Below are 26,715 nucleotides of genomic sequence, written 5' to 3'. Positions count from 1 at the left end.
GATTGCTGCGGTTAAAGTTGTTTTACCATGGTCAACGTGGCCGATTGTTCCCACGTTTACGTGCGGTTTTGTACGTTCAAATTTTTCTTTAGACATTGGGAGTCCCTCTAAACAAACACGGTTATGGATGGTTCAATATACCACATTAACCAAATGTAGAAAATCAGTTATTTATTAGTTTGATTTGAGGAGAAAGCTGAATTTTTGAGAATGGTGCTGATAGGCGGATTTGAACCGCCGACCTCACCCTTACCAAGGGTGCGCTCTACCAACTGAGCTATATCAGCGCTTGGAGCGGGCAGCGGGAATCGAACCCGCATCATTAGCTTGGAAGGCTAAGGTAATAGCCATTATACGATGCCCGCTGTTCTAAATTCGTCTGACCCATCAAATTGACTTAATGGTGGAGGGAGAAGGATTCGAACCTTCGAAGGCTGAGCCGGCAGATTTACAGTCTGCTCCCTTTGGCCGCTCGGGAATCCCTCCAGCTTACATTTAGCTTGATTACGAGAGAAATGGTGCCGACTATCGGAATCGAACTGATGACCTACTGATTACAAGTCAGTTGCTCTACCTACTGAGCTAAGTCGGCGTCGTAAGCAAGTGAGGCGTATTATAGGGAAAAATTTACTGCTGACAAGTCTTTTTTCTAAAAAAAATGTTTTTTTTCTTCGTTCGTCTAATAATCAAGCAAATTCCGTAAAGAGGGTAATAAAATCAGCTGTTTTCATAAGATTTTCCTGCGAAAGTCGCGGTTATCATGTATATTTCTTGTCAGTATTCATTCAGAAAGAAGCGTTGTCATGCAAGACAGAAACCCTACGTTCCCCGATCAGTTCAGTCCGTTTTTAACCTTTAACCGCCGGCAATGGGCGGAATTGCGTAAATCGGTTCCTTTAAAACTGACCGAACAGGACTTAAAGCCGCTGCTCGGATTTAACGAAGATCTTTCTTTAGATGAGGTAAGTACCATTTATTTACCGCTGACTCGTTTAATTAACTATTATATTGAAGAGAATTTGCGCCGTCAGACGGTACTTAACCGTTTCCTTGGCCGTACCGTCCATAAGGTACCCTATATTATAGGTATAGCCGGGAGCGTATCGGTGGGAAAAAGTACCTCGGCCAGAATTCTGCAATCACTCTTAGCTAACTGGCCTCACCCGCGCAAAGTTGCCCTCATTACTACCGACGGCTTTTTATATCCGCTGCAAAAATTACAACGGGATAATCTGTTGCAACGTAAAGGCTTTCCCGAATCTTACGATACCGCTAAACTGATCGCCTTTCTGGCGGATATAAAATCGGGGAAACCCGAGGTGGCTGCACCGATTTATTCTCATTTGACCTATGATATCGTCGCGGACAGCTTTAATATCGTTTCGCAACCGGATATTTTGATTCTGGAAGGGCTGAACGTTCTGCAAACGGGAAACCGCAAAAACAGCCGTACCTTTGTTTCCGATTTTGTGGATTTTTCCATTTATGTGGATGCGCAGGAAGAATTGTTAAAAGAATGGTATATCCGCCGTTTCCTGAAATTTAGGCAAAGCGCCTTTAATGATCCGGATTCCTACTTTAAGCATTATGCCAAACTGTCGGAACGGGAAGCGGTGGAGACCGCCGGCAATATTTGGGATAGTATCAACGGCCTTAATCTGAAACAAAATATTCTGCCGACCCGCGAACGCGCCAACCTGATTCTATGTAAAGGGCCGGATCATGCGGTGGAGCGCATTAAATTACGCAAATAATCCCCGACCCAACGGCGGTTTTTCGTGCATTTCTGCACAAATCGCGTAAAATATAGCGGCTACTTTAACGCTATAGTAAAAGGAAATTATGGCAAGATTAAATATTCTTATTTACCCGGACCCGCGCCTGAAAACCGTCGCGGCGCCGGTTGAAAACGTCGATGATAAAATCCGCAATCTGATTGAGGATATGTTCGAAACCATGTATGCGGAGGAAGGTATAGGTTTAGCCGCAACCCAGGTGAACGTTCATCAGCGTATTATTACCATTGATATCGAAGGCACGAAAGAAAATCAGCTGGTACTGATTAATCCGGAAATTCTGGAGGGCTGCGGAGAAACCGGCATTGAAGAAGGCTGTTTGTCTCTACCGGGTATGCGCGGTTTCGTAGCGCGAAAAGAAAAGGTAAAGGTTCGCGCCCTGGATCGTAACGGAGAAAGTTTCGAGCTTGAAGCCGAGGGCCTGCTCGCCATTTGCATTCAGCATGAAATCGATCATCTGAACGGGGTCGTATTTGCCGATTACCTCTCGCCGCTGAAACGCCAGCGTATGAAAGAAAAATTAACCAAGCTGCAGAAGCAGCTAACGCGCCAGGCCTGATAATTCAGGAACAAACGAATAAAAGTGCGGTAATTTTACCGCACTCTTTTTTATCTCCATACCGCAGAACATTATCTATGAAAAAGCTCAACATTATTTTCGCCGGTACGCCGGACTTCGCCGCCCGCCATTTACAGGCGCTGCTCGATTCATCTCATAATATTATCGCCGTTTATACTCAGCCCGATAAACCCGCCGGGCGCGGTAAAAAGCTACAAACCAGTCCGGTAAAACAACTGGCGCAACAGCATAATATTCCGGTTTATCAGCCGAAATCCCTGCGTGATCCCGTAGCACAAGCGGAACTGTGCGCCCTGCAGGCGGATGTTATGGTGGTGGTGGCTTACGGGCTGATTCTGCCATTAGCGGTGCTGAAGGCGCCGCCTTTAGGCTGCTTAAACGTACATGGCTCATTGTTACCGCGTTGGCGCGGTGCGGCCCCTATTCAACGTGCCATCTGGGCGGGCGATCAACAAACCGGCATCACCATTATGCAAATGGATCAGGGGTTGGATACCGGCGATATGCTGCATAAGGTCTATTGCGAAATCAGCACCGACGAAACTTCCGCCTCCCTTTACGAAAAACTGGCGCAAATCGGCCCCGATGCACTGATTCAAGTACTGGATCAATTGGAAAGCGATACCCTTACCGCCACAAAACAAGAAGAGCGCCTCAGCAATTATGCGGACAAACTGAATAAACAGGAAGCGCGCCTCGACTGGCAGTTGCCGGCAGAACAATTGGAACGTAACATTCGAGCCTTCAATCCTTGGCCTATCTGCTATTTTTCCACCCAAGACGAACAAGGTAACGAGCAGATCTTAAAAGTATATCAGGCACAGCTATGCGCCCATACGGACAAAGCACCCGGAACTATTCTGAGTGCGGATAAAAACGGAATCTGCATCGCCACCGTCCGAGGCGCACTAAATCTGCTCCGCCTACAACCGGCAGGGAAAAAACCGATGAGTGCGCAAGAGCTGTTAAACGGTCGTAGCCACTGGTTTACCCCGGGCAAGGTACTCAACTGATGAAAACTAAAACAAAAATCGGCGCACTTTCCACCCGCGCGCTGAGCGCAACTCTTATCCTACAGGTTTTGGATCAGGGAAAATCCCTGTCCGCCCTGATTCCGGAAGTACAACATCAAGTCAAAGCCCAGGATCTGCCGCTGCTGCAGGAAATCAGTTTCGGCGTCTGCCGTGTTCTGCCCCGTCTGGAACGAATTATCGCCCGCTTGTTGGATAAACCCTTAAAGGGCAAAACCCGTATTATCCATTGCCTGTTACTGATTGGCCTGTACCAACTCCTATATACCCGCGTCCCGCCCCATGCCGCCGTAGACGAAGCGGTAAATGCGGCTCGCGAACTGAAAGCGGAAAACTTCCGCGCCCTGATTAATGCCGTACTGCGCCGTTTTCTGCGCGAGCAGGAAAATATTCTGGCCGAAACGGACAAGCATTGGCAAACATTGCACCCCGAATGGCTGGTGAATCGATTGAAAAAAACCTATCCTAACTGGCGCGATATAATCGAAGCCAATAACCAAAAGCCGCCGATGTGGATTAGAATCAACCCTTGCTACGCTTCGGCGCAGGATTATCGCCGCCTGTTAGCGACGGAGAAACAAATTGAGGCCTGTACGGCGGAAAATCCGCAGGCGCTGCGCCTGCTGCAGCCTACCGCCGTGCATAATCTGCCCAACTTCGAGCAGGGTTGGCTCAGCGTGCAGGATTTACATGCTCAATGGTCGGCGATTTTGTTGGAAGCACAGAACGACGAATTAATTCTGGACGCCTGTGCCGCACCGGGCGGTAAAACGACCCATATTCTGGAGCTGGCGCCGCAGGCGAAAGTTGTCGCTTTGGATATTGAAGCAGGGCGCTTAAAACGGGTAGCGGAAAACTTACAACGTATGCGGCAACAAGCAATTATGATTTGTGCCGACGCCGCAACCCCGGACCAGTGGTTGCCGGAAGTACGGCGCCAGCTGCAAAATCAGCAAAGTGCGGTGCTTTTCGACCGAATTTTATTAGATGCGCCCTGCTCGGCTACCGGTGTAATCCGTCGTCATCCCGATATAAAATGGTTGCGTCAGGAAAAGGATATAGCCCCGTTGGTTCAATTACAGTCCCGAATTTTGGACGCCTTATGGGAAAAGTTAAAACCGAAGGGTGTTCTGTTGTATGCCACCTGTTCCCTGTTGGCGGAAGAAAACAGCCAGCAGATTAAATCTTTTTTACAACGCCATTCCAATGCCCGTCTGCTGCCTTTGCCTTTTAAGCAAACGGAAGATGCGGTGGGTATTCAGTTTTTACCGACGACACTGGGCGGCGACGGTTTTTATTACGCCAAACTCACTAAATTAGCCTCCTAGGTTGAGCATAATCCCTTCCATCAAAAAAGGGGCTTAAGCCCCTTATTCCGTATCTTTCTTGTTCCGCTTAACGCAAACGCCCGGACGAATCCTTAATCCCCCGCCCGTTGCCATTCGCCGTTAACCGCCGTACCGATAATTTCAAATTTATTACTGAACACGGTAATATTAGCGATTTTACCTGCACCGATAGAACCTAAGCGTTGTTCCTCGCCAATGGCCTTGGCCGGATAATAGTTACTCATACGCAAAGCTTCTTCCAACGGAATCCGAACCTGTTGCACCGCATTTTTAACCGCCTCGATCATCGTCAGTGCCGAGCCGCCCAAGGTCCCGTCCGCATCAAGACATTTACCCTCGCGCACATATACGGTTTTACCCACAAAACTGAAGGAATCGATATCCGCACCTGCCGCCGCCGTCGCATCGGTTACCAAACAAAGTTTATCGCCTTTGAGCCGTTTAGCGATGCGAATATTGGCAAAGTCTACATGCAGACCATCGGCGATTATGCCGGTATAAATATTCTCAGTATCCAGAACCGCGCCTACAACCCCCATAGCCCGTCCCGAACTGATCGGCGACATAGCATTATGTAAATGAGTGGCAAAGCTCGCTCCTTTGGCAAAGGCACCTTTTGCCGTGGCATAGTCGGCATTGGAATGGCCGACGGAAACAATAATTCCGTGCCGAACGAAGTCTTCGCAACAGTCCATACTCGGATTTTCCGCCGCCATGGTAATTTTGCGGATCAGACGGGCATTATCCAGTAAAAAGGCTTTCATTTCGGGGCTGATGGTACGGATATATTCCGCTCGGTGTACGCCTTTTTTCGCTACGCTCAAATAGGGACCTTCCAAGTGCAAACCGAGCGCCTGATTGCGATGGGTCTTCAGATATTCGCCCATTACCGCCACGGCGGTTTTCATTTCCTCATCGGTGGCGGTAATAAAGGTAGGCAAAAAACTGGTGGTACCCGACTTGCGGTTAGTACGCTGCATAATTTCCAGTGTCCGTACCGAAGTGTCGTCATTAAACATAACGCCGCCGCAGCCGTTCAGCTGTAAATCAATAAAACCGGCGGTTAGATTATGTCCCTCAAGATCGAGCCTTTTCATATCCGGTGCCAGCTCCCCCTCCGGCACTACCGCTTCAATCCGCTTGCCGTTAATCACTACCGCATAGCCGTACAGAACCTGCTCCGCCGTATAAATCACCCCGTTGGTAAACGCGTATCGCATATTATTTCACTCCCTGCTTTTATAATACGCTGTGAATAGCGCACGCTTCCAATTGAGTAAAATATTTTACCGTTTTCACTTTCAATTCCTGAGTAGCGGGTTCATCGCAAACGATCAGAGCATGGCGGTGTAACTGTAAAGCGCTGACCGTCCACAGATGGTTCACGCATCCTTCCACGCAGGCCTGTAATGCCTGCGCCTTATTATGGCCGGTAATCAGCAGCATCACTTCTTCCGCTTCCAGCAATGTCGCTACCCCGATGGTTAAGGCGTATTTCGGCACCTTATTCACATCATTATCAAAAAAGCGCGAATTGGCGATCAGGGTATTTTCATTCAGGGTTTTAATTCGGGTTCGCGAGCTTAATGAAGAACCGGGTTCATTGAAAGCGATATGCCCGTCCACACCGACCCCGCCCATAAATAAATGAATTTTACCGTAGGACTTGATTTTTTCTTCGTAACGGCGGCATTCGGCGTCGTGATCCGAGCTGTTACCGTCCAGAATATTGATGTTTTCCGGCGCAATATCAATATGATTGAAGAAATTGTTATACATAAAGGAATGGTAGCTTTCCGGATGCTCTTTCGGCAAACCGACGTATTCGTCCATATTAAAGGTAACCACATTTTTAAAGCTGACTTCGCCCGCACGATACAATTTAATCAGCTCGTGATAAGTTTTTAACGGTGTTCCGCCGGTCGGTAATCCCAACACGAAAGGGCGTTCCCGAGTCGGGTTAAAATGATTAATTCGATCCGCAATATGGCGGGCCGCCCATTTACTGACCTGTTCTTCATTCTGTAACGGAATTAAACGCATAGTCTTCTCCTTTAATATTGAGCTTATTACCGATTTTTCGCCTTTACGCCGCCGCATGCTTTACATTGAACTAAAAGCTTATTCTCAAGGAGCGACGTCGCATTACTTTGCCGGGAGAAAAGCATAATCAAGCCCGAGGCCATTGACAAGCCCTTTATTATTTTCTTCCTATCCTCTCCAGTAAAAGGTGCATATTATCAGGATTTTTTTGTAATAATCCAACCTGGATCACAAATAAAAACAATTCTCATTGACTTAATTGAACTTGTTCGCATAAATTTCGACGGATTGTTTCATTTACTTTTTCAGGAGAATTTTATGAATCTTAAGATCACCGCTCTGGCAACCACCTTATCCGCCTTAATCGGCGGCCAGGCGCTCGCCGCCGAAAGCGTCAATGTTTATTCCTACCGCCAGCCTTACTTAATCGAACCTATGCTGAAAAATTTCGAGAAAGAAACGGGTATTAAAGTTAATGTCATCTTCGCCGACAAAGGTTTGGTGGAAAGGGTAAAACGCGAAGGCGAATTAAGCCCGGCCGACGTATTGCTGACCGTAGATATTAAGCGCGTAATGGAAATCGTTAACGCAGGTTTGGCACAGCCTATAGACAGCGCCGTACTGCGCGAAAATATCCCTTCCCAATACCGAGATTCTCAAAATCAATGGTTCGCCTTAACCACAAGAGCAAGAGCGATTTATACTTCGAAAGAGCGGGTAGGCAAATTGCCGGCCGATTTCACCTATTATGATCTGGCCAAACCGGAACTGAAAGGTAAAGTTTGCGTACGTTCGGGTAAAAACGCCTACAATGTTTCGCTGATAGCCTCTATGATCGCCCATGACGGCGAAGCCAAAGCCAAAGAGTTTTTACAAGGGCTGAAAGCTAATCTGGCACAAAAACCTCAGGGCGGCGATCGGGATCAGGTCAAAGCGGTGAAAGAAGGGGTATGCGATTATGCCCTGGGCAATAGCTATTATCTCGGCAAAATGCTGGAAGATGATAAACAACACAGCTGGGCGCAGGCGGTACATATTAATTTCCCGAACCAAAACCTGCAGGGAACCCATGTTAATATCAGCGGTATTGCAATTGCCAAATATGCGCCAAATAAACAGAACGCAATTAAGCTGGCGGAATACCTCAGTGCGGATAAAGCGCAACATCAGTATGCCGAACTTAACCATGAATATCCGGTAAAAACAGGGGTCGCACCTTCCGAATTAGTACGCTCTTGGGGCGAATTTAAAGCGGATAAAGTGCCGTTGGAAAAAATCGCACAAAACTACGATAAGGCACTGAAGCTGATCGACGAAGTGAAATTCGATTTGTAGTCCGCTAACCGAAACTTAACCCCTTTGTTAATAAAAAATTGTTGATAAAAAAGGCGGATAACTCCGCCTTTCCCGACCCAGAGAATGTATTTTTGAAACGAAAAAAAATCCGTCGGATTTTAACCGCACTTTTTATTGTTATCTTCTTTACTCTGCCCCTAGCAGCACTGCTGTTCCAATCCCTACAGGCGGAAAACGAAAGTTTGGCCCACCTGTGGCGCACTCTGCTATTGGATTACAGTCTGAATTCCCTGTTGCTGGTATGCGGAACGGTAATATTGAGCCTGATATTCGCTCTGCCCTGCGCCTGGATTGTTTCCAACTTTACATTCAGAGAGCAGAAAATTTTACAATGGCTGCTATGTTTACCGCTGGCGATGCCCGCCTATTTAATCGGTTATTTATACACGGATCTGCTTGATTACAGCGGTCCGGTTCAATCCCTACTGCGCGATATATTCGGCTGGAAAACAACACAGGATTACTGGTTTCCCACTGTCCGCAGTCTGGGCGGCGCCTGCTGCGTACTGGCATTGGCACTTTATCCCTATATTTTTCTGCTCGCCCGTATCGCCTTACTGGAACTGCCGCAAAACCTGCATGACAGCGCCAGATTATTCGGCCTTAACCTGCGTCAACGTCTGCTAAAACTGGTATTGCCCTTTACCCGCCCCGCTATTGCAGTAGGCGCCTCGCTGGTGGCAATGGAAACCCTGGGCGACTTCGGTACGGTCGCCTACTTTGCACTGCCAACGCTGACCACTGCTATTTACGATACCTGGCTTGGTTACGGTGATCTCGGCAGTGCCAGCCGGATCTCCCTGTTAATGCTATTATTTATTCTGATATTCATTCTGGCAGAAGCCTATAGTCGCCGCCGCCAAAAAATTTATCAGCGCGGCTACGAACAGAAAACCCATATAAGGCGTCTGCGCGGAAGCGGACTCTGGTTCGCGCGCCTATACTGCTGGGGGCTGATCACGGCGGCCTTTTTTATTCCGGTGGCAAAACTCCTGTATTGGGCCATCCACTACTTTGAAGCGGAGCAACTGCAATCCTTTCTGCAATACGCCTACCACAGCCTGCTTAGTTCAATCGGTGCGGCAACCATCTGTGTGCTGCTCGCCTTATTGCTGCACTTTATTCATCGTAGCGCAGGACAGCAACAAGGCTTACCTTACCACTTCGGCCGCCTGTCCCTACAACTTTCCGGATTGGGTTACGCCCTTCCCGGCACCGTGCTCGCTATAGGTATCCTTATTGTTTACACCCGGGCCGATCATGTGCTGAACGCGATATTACAAAGCATCGGCCTGCCGAGCTTGGGGCTGCTGCTTTCCGGCTCCGTACTGGCTCTGATATCCGCCTATGTAATTCGCTTTTCCGCCATGGCGCTGGGCAGCATACAAACTGCGCTGAATAAAATTCCGCCCGCACTGGATATGGCGGGTCGCAGTTTAGGCTGCAATGATTACGCTATCTTCCGTCGCATTCAGTTACCGCTGCTCGGTAAAGGGATTCTGACCGCTTTTTTACTGGTATTTATCGAGAGTATGAAAGAACTGAACGCTTCCCTATTACTGCGCCCCTTTAATTTTGATACGCTGGCCACCTATGTTTTCGCCTTTACTTCGGACGAACAGCTGGAACAGGCCGCACTGCCCGCCTTGTGGCTGATCTGTGTCGGCCTGATTCCGGTAATCTGGCTGACCCGCTCCCTATTGCTACAGGCTCAACAGGAACGTTGATATGAAAACCCTACAGATTAAATCCCTGAACTGCGGCTATCGCAAGCAACCAATTATTCAGAACCTGGATTTACAGCTAAACGAAAATGAAATCCTATGCTTGCTCGGTTCCAGCGGCTGCGGAAAAACCACCTTACTGAAAGCCATCGCCGGTTTGCAGCCGATTCAGTCAGGACAAATCTTGCTCGCCGGCGAAGATATTTCCAATCGCCCCGCAGAACAGCGTCGCACCGGTTTTATTTTTCAGGATTATGCGCTCTTCCCGCATCTCAATGCGGCCCAGAATATCCTGTTCGGTCTAAGCGAAAAAGACAAAGGGGAACAGCAGGAAATACTGGAGAAAATCACCGCCCTGGTGCAATTGGAAGGATTGCTGCAACGCTACCCGCACGAGCTTTCCGGCGGTCAGCAACAACGAGTGGCCATCGCCCGCTCTCTGGCCTGTCAACCGAAGCTGCTGTTGCTGGACGAACCTTTTTCCAATATAGATACTCAGGTACGCCGTCAAATGTTGGAAAAAATCCGCCAAATTCTGAAGCAGCAGAAAATGTCCGCCGTTTTCGTAACCCACAGCAAAGAAGAAGCCTTTGTGTTTGCGGATCGATTGGCGATTATGGCCCAAGGCAATATTTTACAAACGGGAAGCGCAGAAAACCTGTATCACCGCCCCAATAGTAAATTCGTGGCGGAATTCCTCGGAGTGGTCAATTATCTGCCTTGTCGTTTAACCTCACCGCAGAGCCTGAGCAGCCCGCTGGGCGAATACCATTTTAACCGCGCGTTACAACTGGCCGACGGCAGACCCGCAATGCAAAATCAAAACCTGGAATGGCTGATTCGCCCCCAACATCTGGTTCTGCACCCGGATATACAATCCGCCACCAGAATCAAAGCGAAATACTTCGCCGGCGCCTATTACCAATACGAATTGCAAACGGGCGAATATTATATCAGCGTACAATCGGTACAACCCTTGCCGGTGGGTACCGCCGTGCGGGTTGAATATCAGCATCGCGAAGCGCTGTTATTTGCGTCGACGGAATAAAAAGTGCGGTATTTTTACAGCGCTTTATGCCGAAAGGCCAGGTTGCCAATGCAAAAGTCACCGAAAAATCACCGCACTTTTTAGCTTCGATACGAATATTCCGTCAGTATCGATTATACGTCATAAGTTGTGGAAGCCGTATTACCGCCGCGTCCCGTCCAATTGGTATGGAAGAACTCGCCGCGCGCTTTATCGGTACGTTCATAGGTATGAGCACCGAAATAATCACGCTGCGCCTGCAGTAAGTTAGCCGGTAAACGGGCGGAAGTATAACCGTCTAAGAAGGTAATCGCAGAAGCCATACAAGGCATCGGAATACCTGATTCAATGGATTTGGCCACTACTTTACGCCAGTCCGCCAGCGCATTTTCCAGAATATTTTTAAAATAAGGATCGGAGCCGAGGAACACCAGATCCGGGTTGTTTTCATAAGCATCGCGGATATTTCCCAAGAAACGGCTGCGGATAATACAGCCTTCGCGCCATAACAGTGCGGTTGCCCCATAGTTAATATTCCAGCCGAAATTCTCGGAAGCTTCGCGAATCAACATAAAACCTTGGGCATAGGAAATAATCTTGGAGGCAAGCAAGGCTTTGCGTACCGCTTCCACCCAAAGGGCTTTATCGCCTTCCACTTTAGCAATGGTTTTACCGAATAATTTTTCAGCGGCCACACGCTGTTCTTTAAAGGATGAAACACAGCGAGCAAATACCGACTCGGTAATCAGCGTCAGCGGAATACCGAAATCCAGGGCGTTGATACCGGTCCATTTTCCGGTACCCTTCTGTCCGGCGGTATCCAGAATTTTTTCCACCAGAGGTTCGCCGTCGCTATCTTTATAACCCAGAATATCCGTTGTAATGTCGATCAGATAGCTGTCCAGTTCGGTTTTCTTCCATTCGGCGAAAATCTCCTGCATTTCCTCATAACTCAGGCCCAACCCCTCTTTCAGGAACTGATAAGCCTCGCAAATAAGCTGCATATCGCCGTATTCGATACCGTTATGTACCATTTTTACAAAATGACCGGCACCTTCTTTACCCACCCAGTCGCAGCAAGGCTCGCCTTTATCGGTTTTGGCCGAAATCGCCTGCAAAATAGGTTTCACATAAGGCCAGCCCTCTTCATTACCGCCCGGCATAATGGAAGGTCCGTGTCTTGCTCCCTCCTCGCCGCCGGAAACCCCGGTACCGATAAAGCGGATACCTTTTTCGGTTAAAGCTTTTACGCGGCGATTGGTATCCGGATAATTGGAATTACCCCCGTCGATAATAATATCTCCGGCTTCCAAATGAGGTAATAAGGCTTCAATAAACTGATCCACCACCTCGCCGGCGCGTACCATTAACATCACTTTACGTGGTTTTTCCAGCTTCGCCGCCAAATCCTCCAATGAATAGGCGCCGATAATATTGGTGCCTTTGGCCGCACCGGCTAAGAACTCATCTACTTTCGAAGTAGTGCGGTTATAGGCCACGACCTTGAACCCCTTGTCGTTCATATTTAAAATTAAGTTCTGACCCATTACCGCTAAACCGATAACGCCGATATCACCTTTTTTTGACATTTTTTGCTCCTGTTACCAAAAAATTAGTCTGAAGGTTACACACCCTCAATTGTTTAGATTAATCCGTCTTTAAAAAGCTATACTTCCAACGGATTAACAAAGATAAAAATAATAAAAATCAGCTTCTGATTTTATCTATAATTTATGATCAATCGGATACCCTCCGGGTTTTATCCGTTTGTTCTCTGCACCGGAAAAGGCCCGGCCGTAAATCCCCTTATTATTTCTCAAACTAACGGAGGAACCTGCTTTATTGCAAGGGGCAAGCCGAAGCTAAGCAAAAATTTCTTTCAATTTGTCCTTGTCCAGTACGACTTCGCCGTTTTCCAAAAGCAGCGCAGGAATACCGATATTGCCCTTTTGTTTGGTATTGACAAAGGCCGAATGGCTGTCGCGTAATTTTAAAAAGGCTTTTAAGTTTGCACCCCCGGCGGTCATATCCACGGGCTCATAGATTACGCCCAATGCCTTAAGCTCGCTGACAAAAGGTTCGGTGTCGGGGCACCAGGGGGCAAAATAAAGCGTAGGTTTCATTATTCTTCTCCTCTCCGAATTATCTGTCTAAAATAAAATCCACCGCCATTTCGCTATGCAATGCGGCAGTATCAAAAAACGGCAGCGCGGAATCCTTTTGGTTAATCAATAAACCGATCTCGGTACAACCCAAAATAACCCCTTGCGCACCAAGCGCCCTCAGTTTTTCGATAGTTTCGAGGTAAAAAGCTTTAGATTCGGTTTTAATCAGCCCCAAGCAGAGCTCATCAAAAATAATTCGATGAATTTCCCCTCGCGCTTTTTCATCGGGAACCAGCGGGGTAACGCCCCTTGCCTTTAATCCCTCAAGATAGAAACTATCGCTCATGGTAAATGAGGTGCCTAATAAGGCCACATTTTGTAACCCGTTCGCTTTAATGCGCTGCGCCACCACATCTAAAATATGTAAAAAAGGAACGGAGATATTTGCAATAATCTGCGCCGCTACCTTATGCATCGTATTGGTGGCAAGCAAAATGCCCTCCGCACCGGCCTGTTCCAGTAATTTTGCCTGTATGCCGAGTATTTCACCGGCTCTCTGCCAATTAGCGGATTTCTGGCATTCCACTATCTCTTCAAACTCCAAGCTGGAGAGCAGAATTTTTGCACTATGATTGACGCCCAACCTACGGTTAACCGCACGATTAATATTCAAATAATAGGAAGCTGTACTCTCCGGGCTCATTCCGCCCAAAATACCGAGTGTTTTCATCTAAAACTCCTTAATTTTTAACCGCACTTTTCTTCAATTCCATAGTTTTTTTATCCGCACAATCCAGCTCGACAACCGGCAGTACGCGGAGTTATTCCAAGAATTGAGCCGCTTCTCCATCCAGATACCATTCGGTAATACCGTTTTTAGCCTGAATGCGGGCAGCCGGGTAAGGGAGCAACTCTGCCGGCGTATCCTGAATCTGTTTTAGGATTTCCGCTTTTGCCGCGCCGATAACCAGATAAGTGATGCGTTTGGCCCTTTCGAGCAGTTTTGCCGTTTTGGAAATGCGAAGTTGCCCGCTTTGCGGATGGCTGGCGATAACCGCTAAATGCGGGTTATGGAAATCCGTTTGCTGCGGAAATAAGGAAGCGGTATGCCCGTCGTTACCCATACCTAAAATAATCCAATCAAAAACGCCCTTGGGAACGAGCGCATTTAATTCCGCTTCAAAACGTTTCAATTCTTGTTCTACCGGCTGTTCGCCGCGAATACGATGAATATTTTCCGCCGGAATTTGAATGTGATCGAACAATAATTTTTGGACTTCACCGTAATTGCTTTCCGGATCGGCGGGCGGCACCATACGTTCGTCCCCCCACCAAAAGTGTAAATTGCGCCATTCAATCTGCCTATTAAAAGGCGGTTGGGCCAGGGTTTTAAATAATAGTTTCGGCGTGGAACCGCCGGAAAGGGAAATATGTACCGGGCGCCCTTCAAAACTATAGGCTTTAAATTGTTCGGCGATTTTTTCCACTGCCTGCTGTGCAGTAGCAAAAACGATTTTATTCATGGGCTGTCCTTGTGCTAAAAGAGCGGTCATTTTTGCCGAGTTTTTTCGCTTGACTCGGAGGATTTCCCTCCCCCGGCCTACAGGGGAAGGAATAAGGTTTATACTTTTTTCTTCATTGCGCCGGAAGGTTTACGCCACACTTTACCGTGTTTCGCCATCAATTTATCCGCTTCGGTCGGCCCCCAGCTGCCGGCTTCGTATTCATATACTCGCCCCTGAGCGGCTTTGTAATCCAGAATCGGCTGCACGAATTTCCAACAGGCATGTACCGCATCGGTACGCGCAAATAAGGTGGCGTCCCCTTTCATGGCGTCCAACAGTAGACGTTCGTAGGCGGTCAATAATGTCGGCGAAGCCAGATCCGCATAACGGAAATCCATAGAAACCTCTTTCGCCTCAAAACCTGCCCCCGGCTTTTTCAAACCGAAGCGCATGGAAATGCCTTCGTCCGGCTGAATACGGATAATCAGTTTATTTTCCGGCGCACTCTGGCTGAAAACAGGATGCGGGGTGGTTTTAAAATGAATCACCACTTCCGTTACCCGAGTCGGTAAACGCTTACCGGTACGCACGTAAAAAGGTACCCCCGCCCAGCGCCAATTATCAATTTCGCAGCGCAACGCCATATAGGTTTCGGTATTGGAATCCGGCGGTACGCCTTTTTCCTGCAGGTATCCCTTTAGGTTCACGCCGTCAATATCTGCCGCGCTATATTGTCCTAATACCAGGTTATGTTTTACGTCTTCCGCCGTTAAGGGGTGCAGACAATGTAATACCTTGGCGACTTCATCACGCATGGAATCCGCATTGATAATCGCCGGCGGTTCCATAGCGACCATGGCTAGCACCTGTAATAAATGGTTTTGGAACATATCGCGTACCGCACCCGAACCGTCATAATATCCGCCGCGCTCTTCCACGCCCAGCGCTTCGGCGCCGGTAATTTCGATATAATCGATGAAGTTGCGGTTCCACAGCGGTTCAAACAAACCGTTGGAAAAACGCAATACCAATAAATTCTGCACGGTTTCCTTGCCCAGATAATGGTCGATACGGTAGATCTGATGCTCTTCAAAGAAACGGTGAATCTGAATATCCAGCGCCTTGGCGGTTTTCATATCGTAACCGAAGGGTTTTTCCACGATAATCCGTTTCCAACCGTATTCTTCCGTATTCAAACCATGAGCTGCCAGGCATTCGGGAATCACGCCGTACAAACTCGGCGGAGTGGATAAATAATAGAGGGTATTGCCGCAGGTTTTATATTTATCGTGCAATTCGTCCAAGCGGGGAAGCAGTTTGCCGTATTCATCCGCATCGGAGGTATTTAAGGCCTGATAATAAAGATGGGAGCAAAATTGCTCCAGGGTTTCGCCATTGGCACCTTCGTGCTGAATCAGGGCGTCGCGCATTTTAGTACGGAAATCCTGATCCGTTAATGAGGTACGGGCCACCCCCAATACGGAGAAATTTTCCGCCAGCCGGCCGATTTTATACAGGTTATATAAGGCGGGAATCAGTTTACGGTGGGTCAGATCTCCCGAAGCGCCGAAGATGACAATACAATTATTTTCTGCATTCATGTTTACTTCCTAAATATATTTATGAGGTTATGCCGACATTAGACATTGCCGTAGGTTTTTCTCTTATCTAATATGCAATATTGCCGTTTAAATTACCAATAGCTACAACGAATCGAATTGAAAGACATTCTTCCAGTTAAAACCCGCACTCCCCATAACAAAATAAGGATTAACCAAGCTTTCGCGCAGGTTATAACTCAGCGGCTGAAAGTGCAGGTCAAAAATGTCGCCGCCCGTTTCCTTCAGAATCACTTCGGCCGCCGCCGTATCCCATTCGCCGGTATTTCCCAAGCGGACATAGCAATCCGCGCAGCCTTCCGCCACCAAACCGGCTTTCAGACCGCTTGAACCGTAGCGGATAAAATCTGGGTTATAAGGCGAACGCAGGGATTGTTGAATTTTATTCTCGTCGGAGCTGCCAACGGCAATACGAATAAGATGACCGGGGGCGGAACGGGCGGGCGTTAAGCTGCGCAACCCGCTGTCCGTCTGCAAGAAAGCGCCTTTACCCTGCACCGCATAATAGGTTTTACCCAGTATCGGCGCATGAATAACCCCCAGTAGCGGCTGATGGGCGCAAACCAGAGAAATCATAACGGAGAACTGATCGGTACGATTAATAAACTGCCGGGTACCGTCAATAGGATCTATTAGCCAGTAAGACGGCCAATGTCTGCGCCGTTCGAGGGGAATATCACAGTTTTCTTCGGATAATACCGGTAAATGCGGGCTAAGTGTGCTTAGTTGTTCAATCAGAAACCGGCTTAAAAATAAATCCGCCTCGGTTACCGGCGTATTATCCGCTTTGGTCCGAACCTTAACCTCGCACCTGTAAAACTCTTTCAAATGTTCGCCGGCCCGAGCGGCAATCTCAAGCACCGACGGCAGAAGTTGTGAGGCTATTTCCATGTTATCGTCTAAACTTAAAGGGAAAACGAAATCCGACCGCAAACTACATACGGAATTAAATCTGCGGAGGACGAGATCATCGCCTTTACAGCGCTAAAATCTATCCGCCCATGCCGGCCCTTCGTTTTAATTTTGAACCGGGTCTGATTTTAACAAAAGATTCGCCGATTGACTATATAAGGGCATTCCAAACAATCCGGCATTAACAGTTGCCTGTTAATGCCGGAAAAAATAAAACTAAAATGCCTGTTTCCTATTTCTTGGCGCGTAGTATGCGTAAGCTGAAAATCAGGATACCGAAAATAAATACCGCCAGACCAAGGAACTGCGCTGCGGTTTCCCAATTTTGCAGCCCGATCGCCAAAGGCGCATCGGAACCGCCCGAGCTAACGGAAGCGGCGATAATAAAGGCAAGCAATACGCCGATTAAACTTTCGCCCACAATCAGACCGGCGGCGAACAAGGTACCGTTGCGCTCTGCCTGTTTCTGCAATGCGTTCTTATCCTTACCCTTTGCACTCGCATAGCGATCTAAATGGCGGTTAATCAACCAAGCCAGAAACGCCCCCACAACAATAGGTGCGTTAACCACCGGCGGCAGATAGATCCCCATACCTACGGCCAACGCCGGCAAGGCAAAACGATTACCGCTCGCCCGCTTAAAGACTAAATCCAGAATAATCAATACCACACCCAAACCTATACCGGCGAAAATATAAGTCCATTCCAGATTACTGGAGAAAATACCCTTGGCAATGGCCATCATCAGGGTTGCCTGCGGTGCAGACAGTGCCTGACTTGTATCCATTCCCTCTCGCGGCATGGCGCCGGAAAAACCGTAGGCGTTATATAAAATTTCCAGAACCGGCGCAATTACCAGCGCCCCCACAATACAACCGATAATAAGAGCGAATTGCTGGCGCCAAGGCGTCGCCTGTACCAATAAGCCGGTTTTTAAATCCTGCAGGTTATCATTGGAAATAGCGGCGATGGTGATAACAATAGCACCGGTAAAAATAGTCAGTGCGGTAAGAAAACGTTGTCCTTCCGCAGTTTCCAGCAGACCGAAGGAATGTCCGAGAGCCATTAACACCAGGGCGGTAATAACTACGGAAATAATTCCGATACCGGAAATCGGGCTGGAAGAAGAACCCACCAACCCCGCCATATAACCGCAGGCGGCCGCCACAAAGAAGCCGATAACCGCAGCCAAGGCGGTACAGACCACAATCAGCAGTAAGGAAATTTCCGCCGAAATGGAAACCGGTTGGATAAAGCTGTAGAATACGATGGCAATCAATCCGACGCTGGCTAATGTAATATAAATCATTGCCTTAGCCGATAGATCCTGGCTCGTCCGATGCTCTTCCTCATTCGCACCGACACCTCGTAGGGTACGGAATGACTGACGCATACCTTCCAACATAGGCTTCAACAATACCAATAAGGTCCAGATAGCGGCGATACCTATGGTTCCCACCCCGATAAAACGCACTTTTTCTTTCCAAATCGTCATTGCATAGCCGATCATATCGGCGTCCGCCGGCATTGGATTATGGGCGGTAAAATAAGGAACCAATACAAACCAGGTCAGCGCAATACCCAATAAAATTGCCAAACCGCCAATCAGTCCCACCAGATAACCGGCACCGACCAGGGCAAGAGAAAAGCCCATTGGCAGCTGGAATACCGCATTCCCGCCCTTAAACCACAAACTGGCGCCGTCAGCAATCAGTCGTAATCCGTTGGTCAGAAAACCGGCGCAGGCGGCAACCATTCCGCCCATGGCAATTTCTTTAATTCCGCTTTCGCTCTTTTCATCGGCGTTACCGGCTTTTAGAATTTCCGCCGCGGCTACGCCTTCGGGATAAGGTAACTCGCTTTTTACCACCATCACATTACGTAACGGAATGGTAAAGATTACCCCTAAAATACCGCCGGCGGTACATACCAGCATGGTCTGCCAGAACGGAAAGCCCTGCCAATATCCCATCATCAGCATGGCCGGCAGCACAAAAATAACCGAAGACAGCGTACCCGCGGAAGAAGCCTGGGTTTGCACCATATTATTCTCCAGAATATTCGATCCCTTGAATAATTTAAGCACCGCCATGGAAATAACTGCGGCGGGAATAGAAGATGCAAAGGTAAGCCCGACTTTCAGCCCCAAATAAACATTTGATGCGGTAAACACCACTGTGATTAAAGCGCCGAGAAACATTCCCCGAAAGGTCAGCTCGCGCAATTGTTGGTGAGGATTAATCATAAAAAAAGCCCTTTTAATCAGTTATAATCAAAATTGACTTATCTTACATGAATCCAAACCATATAAGAAATAAATTCAAAAAAATTAAATTTTATTTAAAAAATCCCGTAAACAATAAAGTGCGGTCAAATTACGGGCTTCATAAAAATCTTCGTCCTTTAATAAATCATCAATTTTATTCAAAGGAAAGCGCACCAGTTGTAATGGCTCCGGTTCATCGCCCTGCAAGCGGGCGGCATACAGATCTCGGGCAATAAGTATATGCATGGGATTATTCATAAAACTCGGTGATGAATTTACCGTTCTCAGCCGAGTAAATTCTTTCGCTCCAAAACCGATTTCTTCCTGCATTTCACGGTTAGCGCTCTGTTCCGGGGTTTCGCCCGCTTCCATCAACCCCTTACAAAACCCAAGTTCATAGCGCTCCGTACCTACTGCATATTCGCGCACCATGAATAAATCCCCGTTTTCTATCGGCAACACCATCACCGCCGCACGACTGCCGGGTTTTAGCCGCTCATAGGTACGTCGCTCGCCGTTGGAAAATTTTAATTCTACCGCCTGAATCTCGAAAATCCGAGATTTCGCGGCGACGGAAATATCTAAAATTTGCGGTTTTACCAATGTATTCATATTCGCCTCTTATTTTACAAACCCTACGAATAACGATACCATTAACCAATCATTTATTCTAAGGAAAAATCATGCACAAAGCTTCTTCCCGCACTGATGACAATGAGGCCGTCCGCTTGGACAAATGGCTGTGGGCCGCTCGTTTTTATAAAACCCGTTCCATCGCCAAAGAGATGATCGACGGCGGTAAAGTCCATTATAACGGGCAGCGAACCAAGCCGAATAAGAGTGTGGAAGTCGGTGCGGTCCTGAAATTGCGCCAAGGCAATGAAGAAAAAGAAGTTGTGGTTACCGCACTTTCCGGCCAGCGCCGCGGCGCGCCCGAAGCGCAGCTGTTATACCGTGAAACCGAACAAAGCGCGGAAAAACGAGCGCAAATGGCGCTGGCGCGTAAAAACAATATGATGCCTCATCCGGATCGGCGGCCGAATAAAAAAGAGCGACGCGACTTGATCAAATTCAAACAACAGGATAACGGCTTGTAATTTCAGCAATCAACCCCACATTACAACCATTCGTAAAACACTAGGGTTATAACCCTACTTTGAGCTCCGGGGGAATAACCCATTATCCCCCATTACAATAGGAATCATTATGACAGATTACAGCCGAGATAACGATAAACTGTATCGTTATCTGTTTCAGGATCGCGCCGTACGCGGTGAATGGGTCCGTTTAAATCAAGCTTTTAATGATACGCTGAATACCCATGAATACCCGGCGGCGGTACGCAACCTGCTCGGCGAAATGATGGTCGCCACCAGTCTGCTCACCGCCACCTTAAAATTCGAGGGACATATTACCGTGCAGCTACAGGGCGACGGCCCGTTAAAACTGGCTTTGGTCAATGGGACGGACAGCCAGCAAATCCGCGCTTTAGCCAGATTACAGGGCGACATCAACGATGAGATGACATTGCATCAGATGATCGGTAACGGCGTGTTGGTAATCACTATTACACCGCAACAGGGCGAACGCTATCAAGGCATTATCGCACTGGATAAACCGACGCTGGGCGAATGTCTGGAACAGTATTTCCAGCGCTCCGAACAACTACAGACCCAGTTGCTGATCCGCTGCGGTAAGTTCGAAGGGAAACCGGTGGCCGCAGGTATGCTGCTGCAAATTATGCCGGACGGTTCGGGTTCTCCGCAGGATTTCGAACATCTCGCCACCCTCACCGCAACGGTAAAAGACGAGGAAATCTTCGGTCTGAGCGCAGAAGAATTACTCTATCGTCTTTATCATGAAGAAAGCGTGGAATTGTTTTCTCCTCAACAGGTAGCATTTCACTGCGGCTGTTCGCCGCAACGTTCCGGTGCAGCGCTATTACTGCTTGAGGATAATGAAATCGATGAAATTTTGGCGGAACATAACGGCAGCATAGATATGCAATGCGAATGCTGCGGTACCCATTATTTCTTCAATAAAGAAGCCATTGCCAAACTGAAACAGGCCTCTTAAAAAAACGCATAAAAAATAACCGCACTTTTTATACGGTGCGGTTATCTGTCTATTCTCAGCGTCTACACATAATTTCATTCCCGTTTAAACATGGAGGAAACCGGGCTATGTCCGGTTTCCTCCATGGGAATTAATATTATGCCTCCTCGCGGTCTTTAATAATCGCTTTCGTTATAACCGAAATAAGCGCGGGTCAGGATTTCTTCCATATCCGCTACCAGCGGCAGACGCGGATTGGCCGGGGAACATTGATCTTCATAAGCCAGCAGAGCGACTTCGCGACGAGCGTCCATCCAGTTTTTTTCATCCACCCCCTGTTCTTTAAAGGACATTTTCACTCCGCATTTAAGCGCCAGTTCATAACAAGCCTTGGCATAGGACTTCACGCCCTCTTCCGGCGTTGCGCACGGCAGGCCTAAAATACGGGCGATATCCTGATATTTCACATCGGCTTTATAATAGTTATATTTCGGCCAGGTTGCAGTTTTCTGCGGACGAGTACCGTTATAACGAATGACGTGCGGCATTAAAATCGCATTGGTACGACCGTGCGGGGTATGGAAACGACCGCCGATTTTATGTGCCAGGGAATGATTCATGCCGAGGAAAGCATTGGCAAAGGCCATACCCGCCATAGTGGAGGCATTGTGCATTTTTTCACGCGCCTGCGGATCTTTTTCTTGCACGGAACGTTCGAGATTTTCGAACACCAGTTTAATCGCCTGCAGCGCCAGGCCGTCGGTAAAATCATTGGCCAATACCGAAACATAGGCTTCGGTGGCGTGCGTCAATACGTCCAGACCGGTATCCGCCGCCACATGGGCCGGAACAGTCATCACCAAAGCCGGATCCACAATCGCCACGGTCGGGGTTAAAGAATAATCTGCAATAGGGTATTTCTTATCCCCTTCGCTGATAACCGCAAAAGGCGTAACCTCGGAACCGGTACCGGAAGTGGTCGGAATGCCGATAAATCTGGCTTTACGTCCCAGTTGCGGGAATTTAAACGCCCGTTTGCGGATATCCATAAATTTCTGCACCAAATCGCGGAAATCCACTTCCGGCTGTTCGTAAAACAGCCACATCACTTTGGCGGCATCCATCGCCGAACCGCCGCCCAAGGCGATAATAGTATCCGGTTGGTAATTCCGTAGCAATTGCGTACCGCGGCGTACGGTTTCAATGGACGGATCCGGTTCCACATCGGCGAATAGCTGGTAGGTAACATGATTACCGCGCGCCATAATCTGTTTGGCGATTTTTTCCACAAAGCCCAAATCCACCATGGTGCGGTCGGTTACGATAACCACACGCTCCATTCCTTTCATCGATTGTAAGTACTGAATAGAATCCCGTTCAAAATAAATTTTTGAAGGTACTTTGAACCATTGCATATTATTTCTCCGTCTTCCCACCCGTTTGATGTTCACTAAGTTCATGGCGCTGACATTATTGCCCACGGAGTTTTTACCGTAGGAGCCGCAACCTAAGGTTAATGAAGGCAGGAAGGCGTTATAAACATCACCGATACCGCCAAAGGTGGAAGGCGAATTCCAAATAACGCGAATGGCTTTTACTCGCTCGCCGAAAGCTTTGGCCAGTGCCGCATCCTTGGTATGAATTGCAGCGGAGTGGCCCAGGCCGTTAAAATTAACCATAGCCTCGGACAGGGCAATCCCCTCCTCGCGGGAATTGGATTTTAACAGTGCCAGTACCGGTGATAATTTTTCCCGGGTCAAAGGCTCTTGAGGCCCCACTTCTTTGCACTCCGCCAGCAAAATATTGGTATTGGCAGGAACTTTAAATCCCGCCCGTTCGGCAATCCAGGCCGCCGGTTTCCCCACCACATCGGCATTCAGTTTTGCACCGCCGCAGTTGGCGCTGTTGGCCTTAACCCCGAATAAAAATTCTTCCAGCAGGGTTTTCTCTTTTTTATTCACAAGATAAACCCCGTAGGATTTCATTTCCGCCACAAAGTCGTTATACACTTCCTTATCTACGATAGCCGCCTGCTCGGAGGCGCAAATCATGCCGTTATCAAAGGATTTGGACATAACTATATCATGGGTCGCCTGTTTAATATCGGCGCTTTTCTCCACATAGGCCGGTACATTACCCGCCCCCACGCCCAGCGCCGGTTTACCGCAGGAATAGGCGGCTTCGACCATAGCATTACCGCCGGTCGCCAAAATAGTCGCAATGCCCGGGTGTTTCATTAATGCGGAAGTGCCTTCCATGGAAGGATGCTCGATCCACTGAATGCAGTCTTTCGGGGCACCAGCGGCAACAGCGGCTTCATACACGATGCGTGCGGCATGGGCCGAAGACTGCTGGGCGGAAGGGTGGAAAGCAAAGATTATTGGATTACGGGTTTTTAAGGAAATAAGCGATTTGAAAATGGCGGTGGAAGTGGGATTGGTGGTGGGCGTGATACCGCAGATAACGCCCACCGGATCGGCAATCTCGGTTATTCCGGTTACATCGTCCTCACTAATGATCCCGACGGTTTTCAGGTTACGCATATTGTTCACCACATATTCGCAGGCAAACAAATTTTTGGTCGCCTTATCTTCGAATACCCCGCGCCCGGTTTCTTCGTAAGCGTGCATCGCCAGTACGCCGTGCTGATCCAGAGCGGCCACCGAGGCTTTCGCCACGATATAGTCAACCTGCTCCTGATTCAGTTTTCTGAACTCCTCCAGGGCGGCCAAGCCTTTTTCAACAAGTGCATTAACTTCGGTCTGAGCCGGGCTGAGCGCATTGTCAATGGCATTACTCATAATAGTTTCTCCTAAAGTTGTTAAAAAATTAAAATATAGCTGGCGCAGATTATACCCTGTAGGAGGTAGGCAACCATAAGAATACGAACAATGTGTGATCTGGATCAAACTTTTAAGCGTTCATTTTTTGTACGTTTTTGTTCGTGATTTTATTGGCTAAGTGGTTATTTTTATTGAATGAAAAGGGTAAGTTTTCACTTATGGCAAAGCGAAAGCAAAATGCTTTTATATGGATCTAAAAACAGGAAAAAAAGGATGAAACGAAACCTGAATCTCTGTGGCAAAAACAGACCGGCTGGAAAAACAAAAAACCGGTTTTTTAAACAAAACCGGTTTCTCTTATTCAACCAATGAGGACTATTTTCTGGCCAGCGGCGGTACAAAACAGATGCCCATATCCCAAGGCTGTTCAATCCAGGTATTCTGCGGAATATCCACCACATAATCATCCACCAACGATGCACCTGCCGGTTTCGCAAAAACCGTAACAAAACGGGCTTTCGGATACATTTCACGGATAGCGCGCGCCGTATTGCCGGTATCCACCAAATCGTCCACCACAATAAATCCTTCCCCGTCGCCCTGCGCTCTGTGCAATACGTTCAGTTCTCCCTGCTTATCATGATCATAACTGGCGATACAAACGGTTTCGATATGGCGCAGCCCCAATTCGCGCGCCATTACCGCCGCCGGAAACAAACCGCCGCGGCTGACCGCAATAATACCTTTCCATTGCGAGGCCGGCAGTAAGCGCTCTGATAATTTACGGGCATGCATATGGAACATATCCCAGGTAACAACATATTTTTCGCTCATAATCTTCACCCTTTGTTAAAGCATTCCTATCGGCAACAGGGTTGCCCGATAAATAAAATTGCGTAAGGATAACCTGAAAATCGGTTTTATGCTATTATTTGGCGCACCATTTTAGAAAAAAACCGCCAAAGAGCGGTCTATTTTTCTCAAGATTTTTTAACAAAGGAAAAATCATGTCTGAAATTCAATCCTTAGCGCCCCGCTTATTGTGGAAATGGTTCGATCAGGTCTGTTCCATTCCTCACCCCTCTTACTATGAAGATAAACTGGCCGATTTTATTGCCCATTGGGCAAAAACGAAAGGCTTTTATGCCGAACGCGACGAAGCGGGCAACCTGCTAATCCGCAAAGCGGCGAGCAAAGGCATGGAAAACCGTCCCGGTGTCGCTTTGCAGGCTCATCTGGATATGGTACCTCAAGCCAATGAAGATACCCGCCACGATTTCAAAACCGATCCTATCCGTCCTTATATCGACGGCGAATGGGTCAGTGCCGAAGGTACGACGCTAGGTGCGGATAACGGTATCGGCTTGGCTTCGGCACTGGCGGTGCTGGATAGCGAAGATCTTGCTCATCCGCCTTTGGAGGTATTGCTTACCATGACCGAAGAAGCGGGTATGGAAGGTGCTATAGGCCTACGTCCGAACTGGTTACAGTCGGAAATTATGATCAATACCGACACGGAAGAGAACGGCGAGATTTATATCGGCTGTGCCGGCGGCGAAAACGCCGATTTGAGTATTGCATTGCAATGGCAACCGAATTCATTTCAACATAGCTTTCAGCTGATTCTGAAAGGATTGCGCGGCGGTCATTCCGGGGTGGATATCCATACCGGACGCGCCAATGCGATTAAACTGCTGGCACGTTTTGCGGCGGATTTTCAGCAAAAGCATCCGCAGTTCGAATTCAGTCTGGCGGAAATCCGCGGCGGCTCGGTACGCAATGCTATCCCGCGTGAAGCCTTTGCGACATTTTGCTTTAACGCCGATCCCCTTATTCTGCAAACTGCGGTGGAAAACTTCCGACATTCCGTGGCCCATGAACTGGCCCATGCCGAACCGAATTTATCCATTAGTTTACAGCCCGTAAGCAAACCGGAAAAAGTTTTTACAGGGGAAAAGGCAATGGGCATTATTCATTTGTTTAATGCGCTGCCCAACGGTGTGATCCGCAACAGCGATACGGTACCGGGCGTAGTGGAAACCTCCCTAAGCGTGGGTGTACTAAAAACCGAAGCGGAACAAGTGCGTGCCACAATTCTGCTGCGTTCGCTGCTGTCCAGCGGTACCGAATATACGGAAACCCTGTTATCTTCTATTGCGACCCTCGCCGGTGCCAAGGTTAGTTTCTCCGGCAAATATCCGGGCTGGGAACCCCATCAGGATACCCGGATTCTGAATCTGACCCGTGAAGTATATGCGGAAATTTTGGGCCAAGAACCGAAAATTAAAGTGATTCATGCCGGCCTGGAATGCGGATTGCTGAAAAAAATCTATCCGCAGATGGATATTGTTTCCATCGGGCCGACCATTGTAAACGCCCATTCGCCGGATGAAAAAGTACATATTCCGGCGGTTCAAACCTATTGGCGGCTGTTAACCGGTATTCTGGCGCGTATGCCGGCAAAAACGGCATAAGCACGGATGAGTCCTTACAATACGAAAGGCGGGCTTTATGCCCGCCTTTATTTTGTTTAATTTGACTCGCCCTTTTACCGCTTCGCTTCC

Annotated in this window: 23 protein-coding genes and 4 tRNA genes; 10 read left to right on the top strand and 17 right to left on the bottom strand. The window is 48.2% G+C overall.

What is annotated here, in order from left to right; translation table 11 throughout:
* The 5 genes from EDC45_RS09875 to EDC45_RS09855 all read right to left on the bottom strand — a co-directional run.
* A partial coding sequence (locus tag EDC45_RS09875; protein WP_001967706.1) for a GTP-binding protein occupies window positions 1–96 on the bottom strand: 96 nt, incomplete at its 3' end.
* 115 nt (window positions 97–211) lie between these two features.
* Window positions 212–287 (bottom strand) — tRNA-Thr (locus EDC45_RS09870).
* A gap of 3 nt (window positions 288–290) precedes the next feature.
* Window positions 291–365 (bottom strand) — tRNA-Gly (locus tag EDC45_RS09865).
* Between the two features lie 36 nt (window positions 366–401).
* Window positions 402–486: transfer RNA gene (locus EDC45_RS09860), tRNA-Tyr, on the bottom strand.
* Between the two features lie 30 nt (window positions 487–516).
* Window positions 517–592 (bottom strand) — tRNA-Thr (locus EDC45_RS09855).
* A gap of 211 nt (window positions 593–803) precedes the next feature.
* On the opposite strand from EDC45_RS09855, the gene coaA reads away from it, so the two are divergent.
* The 4 genes from coaA to rsmB all read left to right on the top strand — a co-directional run bounded on the left by coaA (window position 804) and on the right by rsmB (window position 4,735).
* Window positions 804–1,754, top strand: coding sequence for a type I pantothenate kinase (gene coaA, locus EDC45_RS09850; protein WP_133545932.1), 951 nt, complete (start codon window positions 804–806; stop codon window positions 1,752–1,754).
* 88 nt (window positions 1,755–1,842) lie between these two features.
* A complete protein-coding gene (def, locus tag EDC45_RS09845) occupies window positions 1,843–2,355 on the top strand; it encodes a peptide deformylase (protein ID WP_133545930.1) in 513 nt (170 codons plus the stop codon).
* A 77-nt stretch (window positions 2,356–2,432) separates the two neighbouring features.
* Window positions 2,433–3,389: a methionyl-tRNA formyltransferase gene (gene fmt, locus EDC45_RS09840; protein WP_133545928.1), complete on the top strand. Its 957-nt coding sequence runs from the start codon at window positions 2,433–2,435 to the stop codon at window positions 3,387–3,389.
* Window positions 3,389–4,735 carry a 16S rRNA (cytosine(967)-C(5))-methyltransferase RsmB gene (gene rsmB, locus EDC45_RS09835; RefSeq protein WP_133545926.1) on the top strand — a complete coding sequence of 449 codons (1,347 nt, stop codon included), beginning with the start codon at window positions 3,389–3,391 and terminating at the stop codon, window positions 4,733–4,735. Before fmt ends, rsmB begins: the two co-directional genes overlap by 1 nt.
* Before the next feature lie 92 nt (window positions 4,736–4,827).
* On the opposite strand, the gene nagA is transcribed toward rsmB, so the two are convergent.
* Together nagA and nagB are read right to left on the bottom strand one after the other, a co-directional pair.
* A complete protein-coding gene (gene nagA / locus EDC45_RS09830) occupies window positions 4,828–5,976 on the bottom strand; it encodes an N-acetylglucosamine-6-phosphate deacetylase (RefSeq protein ID WP_133545924.1) in 1,149 nt (382 codons plus the stop codon).
* A 19-nt stretch (window positions 5,977–5,995) separates the two neighbouring features.
* Window positions 5,996–6,799, bottom strand: a complete 804-nt coding sequence (nagB, locus tag EDC45_RS09825; RefSeq protein ID WP_133545922.1) for a glucosamine-6-phosphate deaminase — start codon at window positions 6,797–6,799, stop codon at window positions 5,996–5,998.
* Between the two features lie 318 nt (window positions 6,800–7,117).
* Here nagB and EDC45_RS09820 point away from each other — a divergent pair, with 318 nt between their 5' ends.
* From EDC45_RS09820 to EDC45_RS09810, 3 genes are all read left to right on the top strand, one after another.
* The gene (locus EDC45_RS09820; RefSeq protein WP_133545920.1) at window positions 7,118–8,134 is read left to right on the top strand and encodes a Fe(3+) ABC transporter substrate-binding protein; all 1,017 of its coding nucleotides are present in this window, start codon (window positions 7,118–7,120) and stop codon (window positions 8,132–8,134) included.
* Window positions 8,135–8,226: 92 nt separating this feature from the next.
* A complete protein-coding gene (locus EDC45_RS09815; protein ID WP_133545918.1) occupies window positions 8,227–9,882 on the top strand; it encodes an ABC transporter permease in 1,656 nt (551 codons plus the stop codon).
* 1 nt (window position 9,883) lies between these two features.
* Window positions 9,884–10,927, top strand: coding sequence for an ABC transporter ATP-binding protein (locus tag EDC45_RS09810; protein ID WP_133545916.1), 1,044 nt, complete (start codon window positions 9,884–9,886; stop codon window positions 10,925–10,927).
* 113 nt (window positions 10,928–11,040) lie between these two features.
* On the opposite strand, the gene gnd is transcribed toward EDC45_RS09810, so the two are convergent.
* From gnd to nudE, 8 genes are all read right to left on the bottom strand, one after another.
* Window positions 11,041–12,495, bottom strand: a complete 1,455-nt coding sequence (gnd, locus tag EDC45_RS09805) for a decarboxylating NADP(+)-dependent phosphogluconate dehydrogenase (RefSeq protein WP_133545914.1) — start codon at window positions 12,493–12,495, stop codon at window positions 11,041–11,043.
* 273 nt (window positions 12,496–12,768) lie between these two features.
* A complete protein-coding gene (locus EDC45_RS09800; protein WP_133545912.1) occupies window positions 12,769–13,029 on the bottom strand; it encodes a hypothetical protein in 261 nt (86 codons plus the stop codon).
* Window positions 13,030–13,048: 19 nt separating this feature from the next.
* Complete coding sequence (locus tag EDC45_RS09795) at window positions 13,049–13,741, bottom strand: aspartate/glutamate racemase family protein (RefSeq protein ID WP_133545910.1); 693 nt, start codon at window positions 13,739–13,741, stop codon at window positions 13,049–13,051.
* Between the two features lie 91 nt (window positions 13,742–13,832).
* Window positions 13,833–14,534: a 6-phosphogluconolactonase gene (gene pgl, locus EDC45_RS09790; RefSeq protein ID WP_133545908.1), complete on the bottom strand. Its 702-nt coding sequence runs from the start codon at window positions 14,532–14,534 to the stop codon at window positions 13,833–13,835.
* Between the two features lie 98 nt (window positions 14,535–14,632).
* Window positions 14,633–16,117, bottom strand: coding sequence for a glucose-6-phosphate dehydrogenase (gene zwf / locus EDC45_RS09785; RefSeq protein ID WP_133545906.1), 1,485 nt, complete (start codon window positions 16,115–16,117; stop codon window positions 14,633–14,635).
* Window positions 16,118–16,219: 102 nt separating this feature from the next.
* Window positions 16,220–17,026, bottom strand: coding sequence for a 3'(2'),5'-bisphosphate nucleotidase CysQ (gene cysQ, locus EDC45_RS09780; RefSeq protein WP_133545904.1), 807 nt, complete (start codon window positions 17,024–17,026; stop codon window positions 16,220–16,222).
* A gap of 253 nt (window positions 17,027–17,279) precedes the next feature.
* The gene (locus EDC45_RS09775) at window positions 17,280–19,292 is read right to left on the bottom strand and encodes an OPT family oligopeptide transporter (protein WP_133545902.1); all 2,013 of its coding nucleotides are present in this window, start codon (window positions 19,290–19,292) and stop codon (window positions 17,280–17,282) included.
* 84 nt (window positions 19,293–19,376) lie between these two features.
* The gene (gene nudE / locus EDC45_RS09770; protein WP_133545900.1) at window positions 19,377–19,925 is read right to left on the bottom strand and encodes an ADP compounds hydrolase NudE; all 549 of its coding nucleotides are present in this window, start codon (window positions 19,923–19,925) and stop codon (window positions 19,377–19,379) included.
* 71 nt (window positions 19,926–19,996) lie between these two features.
* Between nudE and hslR the strand changes: the two genes are divergently transcribed.
* Window positions 19,997–20,410: a ribosome-associated heat shock protein Hsp15 gene (hslR, locus tag EDC45_RS09765; protein WP_133545898.1), complete on the top strand. Its 414-nt coding sequence runs from the start codon at window positions 19,997–19,999 to the stop codon at window positions 20,408–20,410.
* Window positions 20,411–20,519: 109 nt separating this feature from the next.
* Window positions 20,520–21,389 carry an Hsp33 family molecular chaperone HslO gene (hslO, locus tag EDC45_RS09760; RefSeq protein WP_133545895.1) on the top strand — a complete coding sequence of 290 codons (870 nt, stop codon included), beginning with the start codon at window positions 20,520–20,522 and terminating at the stop codon, window positions 21,387–21,389.
* A gap of 155 nt (window positions 21,390–21,544) precedes the next feature.
* On the opposite strand, the gene adhE is transcribed toward hslO, so the two are convergent.
* The gene (adhE, locus tag EDC45_RS09755; RefSeq protein WP_133545893.1) at window positions 21,545–24,169 is read right to left on the bottom strand and encodes a bifunctional acetaldehyde-CoA/alcohol dehydrogenase; all 2,625 of its coding nucleotides are present in this window, start codon (window positions 24,167–24,169) and stop codon (window positions 21,545–21,547) included.
* 357 nt (window positions 24,170–24,526) lie between these two features.
* Window positions 24,527–24,985 carry a xanthine phosphoribosyltransferase gene (gene gpt, locus EDC45_RS09750; protein WP_133545891.1) on the bottom strand — a complete coding sequence of 153 codons (459 nt, stop codon included), beginning with the start codon at window positions 24,983–24,985 and terminating at the stop codon, window positions 24,527–24,529.
* 173 nt (window positions 24,986–25,158) lie between these two features.
* Here gpt and EDC45_RS09745 point away from each other — a divergent pair, with 173 nt between their 5' ends.
* Window positions 25,159–26,625 carry an aminoacyl-histidine dipeptidase gene (locus EDC45_RS09745; RefSeq protein ID WP_133545889.1) on the top strand — a complete coding sequence of 489 codons (1,467 nt, stop codon included), beginning with the start codon at window positions 25,159–25,161 and terminating at the stop codon, window positions 26,623–26,625.
* Window positions 26,626–26,715 lie beyond the last annotated feature (90 nt).

It is taken from the genome of Mesocricetibacter intestinalis (genome assembly GCF_004363295.1).
Taxonomy (GTDB): Bacteria; Pseudomonadota; Gammaproteobacteria; order Enterobacterales; family Pasteurellaceae; genus Mesocricetibacter; species Mesocricetibacter intestinalis.
This window is presented reverse-complemented; position numbering and strand designations above follow the sequence as displayed.

Coding starts and splice junctions, on each gene's coding strand:
- zwf (WP_133545906.1), bottom strand. CDS start 16,117: ATGAATGCAGAAAATAATTGTATTGTCATCTTCGGCGCTTCGGGAGAT.
- hslO (WP_133545895.1), top strand. CDS start 20,520: ATGACAGATTACAGCCGAGATAACGATAAACTGTATCGTTATCTGTTT.
- gpt (WP_133545891.1), bottom strand. CDS start 24,985: ATGAGCGAAAAATATGTTGTTACCTGGGATATGTTCCATATGCATGCC.
- def (WP_133545930.1), top strand. CDS start 1,843: ATGGCAAGATTAAATATTCTTATTTACCCGGACCCGCGCCTGAAAACC.
- hslR (WP_133545898.1), top strand. CDS start 19,997: ATGCACAAAGCTTCTTCCCGCACTGATGACAATGAGGCCGTCCGCTTG.
- fmt (WP_133545928.1), top strand. CDS start 2,433: ATGAAAAAGCTCAACATTATTTTCGCCGGTACGCCGGACTTCGCCGCC.
- EDC45_RS09795 (WP_133545910.1), bottom strand. CDS start 13,741: ATGAAAACACTCGGTATTTTGGGCGGAATGAGCCCGGAGAGTACAGCT.
- nagA (WP_133545924.1), bottom strand. CDS start 5,976: ATGCGATACGCGTTTACCAACGGGGTGATTTATACGGCGGAGCAGGTT.
- EDC45_RS09810 (WP_133545916.1), top strand. CDS start 9,884: ATGAAAACCCTACAGATTAAATCCCTGAACTGCGGCTATCGCAAGCAA.
- EDC45_RS09800 (WP_133545912.1), bottom strand. CDS start 13,029: ATGAAACCTACGCTTTATTTTGCCCCCTGGTGCCCCGACACCGAACCT.
- nagB (WP_133545922.1), bottom strand. CDS start 6,799: ATGCGTTTAATTCCGTTACAGAATGAAGAACAGGTCAGTAAATGGGCG.
- EDC45_RS09820 (WP_133545920.1), top strand. CDS start 7,118: ATGAATCTTAAGATCACCGCTCTGGCAACCACCTTATCCGCCTTAATC.
- nudE (WP_133545900.1), bottom strand. CDS start 19,925: ATGAATACATTGGTAAAACCGCAAATTTTAGATATTTCCGTCGCCGCG.
- cysQ (WP_133545904.1), bottom strand. CDS start 17,026: ATGGAAATAGCCTCACAACTTCTGCCGTCGGTGCTTGAGATTGCCGCT.
- EDC45_RS09775 (WP_133545902.1), bottom strand. CDS start 19,292: ATGATTAATCCTCACCAACAATTGCGCGAGCTGACCTTTCGGGGAATG.
- coaA (WP_133545932.1), top strand. CDS start 804: ATGCAAGACAGAAACCCTACGTTCCCCGATCAGTTCAGTCCGTTTTTA.
- EDC45_RS09745 (WP_133545889.1), top strand. CDS start 25,159: ATGTCTGAAATTCAATCCTTAGCGCCCCGCTTATTGTGGAAATGGTTC.
- rsmB (WP_133545926.1), top strand. CDS start 3,389: ATGAAAACTAAAACAAAAATCGGCGCACTTTCCACCCGCGCGCTGAGC.
- gnd (WP_133545914.1), bottom strand. CDS start 12,495: ATGTCAAAAAAAGGTGATATCGGCGTTATCGGTTTAGCGGTAATGGGT.
- adhE (WP_133545893.1), bottom strand. CDS start 24,169: ATGAGTAATGCCATTGACAATGCGCTCAGCCCGGCTCAGACCGAAGTT.
- pgl (WP_133545908.1), bottom strand. CDS start 14,534: ATGAATAAAATCGTTTTTGCTACTGCACAGCAGGCAGTGGAAAAAATC.